Source organism: Rufibacter sediminis (genome assembly GCF_014269285.1).
In the GTDB taxonomy this organism is placed as follows: domain Bacteria; phylum Bacteroidota; class Bacteroidia; order Cytophagales; family Hymenobacteraceae; genus Nibribacter; species Nibribacter sediminis.
Map to the genome: position 1 here is coordinate 1 of NZ_JACOAF010000048.1, position 291 is coordinate 291.

General features: G+C 55.3%; 1 rRNA gene. It reads right to left on the minus strand.

Annotated features, from left to right (window positions below):
- A 23S ribosomal RNA gene (locus tag H7U12_RS20500) occupies positions 1 to 291 on the minus strand; the annotation flags it as partial.

A 291-nucleotide genomic window follows, 5' to 3' on the forward strand; every position in this document is an offset into this window, starting at 1 on the left:
CGAGTTCCTTGGCCGTGATTCACTCGAGCACCTTAGGATTCTCTCCTCGACTACCTGTGTCGGATTGCGGTACGGGTAGCGTAACCTTGAACGCTTAGCGGGTTTTCTTGGAAGTCTGATTAGGGCCGCTATCCCCTCGCCCGGGGGCTTGGGGTACTATCGCATTTCAGCAGGGTCGGCGTACTTGACTACCGTCCCTATACCTACGTGCTTTAACCTGGTATTCCGTCACCAGGCGGGCCTTTCACTACTCCGTCACCGCATCGCTGGGTTACGCTAGTACTGGAATAT